The following is a 3,601-nucleotide window of genomic DNA, read 5'->3' as shown; positions in this document are numbered from 1 at the left end:
TATCTTAAAGGAAAAATTGATTTTTCACCTAAAAAGTTTGATGATTCTAGACCAGTAGTTATTATGGATGATATTTCTCTTCAAAAAATTTATAAATTGGACCCCGAAGATGGTATTAAAAGTTTAATTGGTAATGGTGATACTACGGAAGTAGATGTTAAAATGCAAAGAACTGTTACCATTACTGGTGGCAAACTTTTTATCTATATTGTTAATCCGGATAAACATCCTGAAAGATGGTGTGAAAAGAATGATGAATTTGAAAAGTATGACCATATTTATGTTCGAAAAACATTGAAATTATTGAATTTAAAGAATGTGATTATCATACTGAACGTCCTTTGTATTACACTGATGAAGAAAAGAAATTAAACAAAAATTAAAAATGCTAATGGTCGTTCTGCTGAAATTCTTGCTAGAATTATTTTCGGAGATGACAACGTTGAAGTAATTGAAAAAAACTCATCCGCTAATTAAAACTAGCGGATAGAGCCTTTTTTGTATTTTTTTGAATAATCGTTTAAAAGTTCATCCGCCAGACTTTTAGACTAGGGATGAAATATGTAGGCGCGCGTATTAACATTGCCGCAAAGCGCCTACATAGAGAATGACGAATAATCGAGTTTTAAAAAAAAAAAATTTTTATTGCTTTATATTATTTATTTTTCATCCGCAGACTTTTTAGACTAGGATGAAATTTTATTAAAATTTGAAAAAAAGTATTATATAATATTTATTAACTTGGTTTGTTATCAAACCTTCTTGTTCAAATTTTTATAAAATTTGAGCTATTTTTTATCATTTTGTCAAAATTTCGGCGGTAGGCCTGGCCGCGAAAATTTTGATTCTTTGAATAATCGTATAATAAATAGCTTTTTTAAGTTATTTTTTGTTTGATTCATAAAATTATGTGTTATAATATAAGTAGAAACACTGATACAGTTCTGAAAATAAAAAAAGTTATATTATGCAGCAAAATATTTGTATAATATAATTACAAGTGGTCTCAAGTTTATACGTTCGTATCAGTGTCGTATAGATTTGGGACTGCTTTTTATAACTTTATAAATAAAAAACCATATAGTTTCTTTTTTCCAGGGAAAGGAAAACCATATGGTTTCAGCTAGAGGAGCCGCGAAATATGTTAACTTTTATTTTAAAATTTTACAACTTATTATATCATTTTAGACAGTTTTTCAGCATTATTTATCATGTAGAAAAAGTCAAAGTTTTAGTAGTTGATCTTTTTCTGCATATTGTTTGGATTGTTTTTTATGTTAGTTGTTGGTTTTCTTATGTATTTTAGTTAAATTTAAAATTGTTTATTATTTCTTTTATTTTATTGGTTCAGTTGTTTATAAGGTTTTTAGTTTTATTTAAAACTAAAAACTATCAACAGAAAAATATTATAGTCTAACAAAAGATTGCTTTTATTATCCCCAACCTGTTGTTTCTAAGAAAACTCTAATGGTAAACTTCCTTATGCTCAATACAAAGAATTAGAAAATATGTTTTGAAAAACATGGTTAACTCCTTTAAAGAGGTAAACGTAAATGATTTTGTTGTTAAATTGTTTCTCATTTTTTAGGTTTACTTTTTTCAGGTTTGTTTTTATTATTATGATGTACCTGATAGCTGGTGTTTTTTTTAATCTTCTAAGATAAAACAAAATAAACAAAGGAGAAGACCATGAGAAAAGAAATAAAAGTTTTCTTTTTCTCCTGCTTTATGTTCTTTTACTTGGTTTTTCTTATTATTAATTTTGATTTTGTTTTGTTAGGTTTTTTGTTCTTCTGCTTCTAGAAATAATCTTCATGGTCAATTACAGTCCCAATTAGCTTCTCAACCACAAACCCATCCGGCTTTTGTTATTGCTCCTCAAAAGTTGTAACTCCTTTACCCCAAGAAAATGAATATATTCAGCTTTATCAACATTATAAAGAGGTTTATACTAAAGTTCTTTATGAATTGTTAAAAGAAAAAAGGTTTTAGTGATGAAAGTTTAGCTCAATTAACTCGCTTCAATCTGCAGTAATACATAATTTTGTTCATTTTATATTAAAGCTCAATTTGATAATAGTTTTAATAATATCAGAAACACTTTATGCTTGTTATAACAGTTTTGCTGTTACCTTTGGTTTTCCTAAAGTTCCTTTACCAAAGAACCAGAAGAATCTCAAGAATTTCAAGAATCTAAAAATCTCAAGATTCTCCTATTTCTTCTTCTCCCGAAATGCCCCGTAGTTTAGCAGTTACTGGTGATGTTTTAAAGTTTAGTGGAGCTGTGGTGGATGCTTTAAGTAAGGAATGAAAACAGCTACTGCTTTCATCCCTTCTATTGGTGTTCCTCGTTTAGCTTAATTTGAAAAAGCTTTGAGGCAGAGATGGTCCGTTTCTGGGGCTTTCCTTCCTCAATCTACCCTTAAGGCAAGCCGTTAGGCTTGAAGGGTATTACGACCTCATTGAGTTCGTCCCGACTCTGGTCTGTTAATGAAGGGGTCAGGACATCTAAAATTCTAGGAGTTTTGCAAATGTTTAAAAAAAAAAAGCGTGTAGGCTTATGAAAGGATTAAATTATAGCGTGAAAGTCATGTGAGTTCACAAATTTTGAGTATATAAAAAAAACTGCTGCTCAAACAGTTTGCGGAAGGAAAAAAAATGTTGGAAAATAACACTATTATTATACCAAAAAATAGATCTTTGTTGGTAATTAAAATCAAAATGATTGGACACCTTATAGATTAAATACTAAAATGGTTGGTTTAACTTATTCTAGGTTTCCTATTCTTCAAGAAGAATTTATTAAATTATTAAAAACTCAAATTAATTTATTTAATAGTAAAAATAAAAATAAAATAAAAGTTATTTATGATATTAGTTGTAATGATTATCATGCTGATGATGGTTTACATATTCATTCCTTATTAGTTTTTGATAAGAAAATAGATCTTCGAGATGCTCAAAGGGTTTTTGCTTTACCTTTTATTAATGAAAAAGGTGAAAAAGAATATCGTACTGCTCATTTTGAAAAACCTAAAAAAAAATTTCGATATAATTTAGATCTTTATAGAGAATATATTATTAAAAAAGGTAATTTTATTGAAAATGGTGTTTATCCTAAAAAAAGTCGTCAACAAGATGAAAGAGAGAAAAAAAATGAACTTGATATTGAACGACTTCGTTTAGAGGTTTTATTTAAGAGTGGTTTAATTAATTCAATTGAAGCTGAACAACAATTAAAATCTTTTGCTTATAAATTAGATAATGTCCTTTATTGGGATAAATTAAGGTCATTAGCTATGATTATGGCTAAAGATACTTTTGTTTGTCATCTTCCTGAAGAAACTGAAATTTATGATTTTGATAGTTATCTTTCTGAACCTTTTGATATGGTTGAAAAGATGATTTTAAAATTAATGAATTCTGGTGTTCGTAAAAAATCTCTTTTTATTGTTGGTGGTACTGAAATTGGTAAAACTAGAATGGTTAAAACAGTTTTGCGTAAACTTGGTTTGAAGTATAGTTATCTTAAAGGAAAAATTGATTTTTCACCTAAAAAGTTTGATGATTCTAGACCAGTAGTTATTATGGATGATATTTC

General features: G+C 27.9%; 2 protein-coding genes and 1 pseudogene. All 3 read left to right on the top strand.

Translation table 11 applies throughout. From position 1 onward, the window contains the following. Window positions 1–372: pseudogene (locus tag F1741_RS02295) on the top strand (hypothetical protein); the annotation flags it as partial. 769 nt (window positions 373–1,141) lie between these two features. Then, window positions 1,142–1,306, top strand: a complete 165-nt coding sequence (locus F1741_RS02290; protein ID WP_193310886.1) for a hypothetical protein — start codon at window positions 1,142–1,144, stop codon at window positions 1,304–1,306. A gap of 1,447 nt (window positions 1,307–2,753) precedes the next feature. Then, window positions 2,754–3,601, top strand: an 848-nt coding sequence (locus F1741_RS02195) for a hypothetical protein (protein ID WP_152309984.1), incomplete at its 3' end; no start/stop codon positions are given.

It is taken from the genome of 'Cynodon dactylon' phytoplasma (assembly GCF_009268075.1).
GTDB classification, from domain to species: Bacteria; Bacillota_I; Bacilli_A; order Acholeplasmatales; family Acholeplasmataceae; genus Phytoplasma; species Phytoplasma cynodontis.
This window is presented reverse-complemented; position numbering and strand designations above follow the sequence as displayed.

Excerpts from the sequence above, each read along its gene's own strand:
- F1741_RS02290 (WP_193310886.1), top strand. The coding sequence starts at position 1,142 with ATGTTAACTTTTATTTTAAAATTTTACAACTTATTATATCATTTTAGA.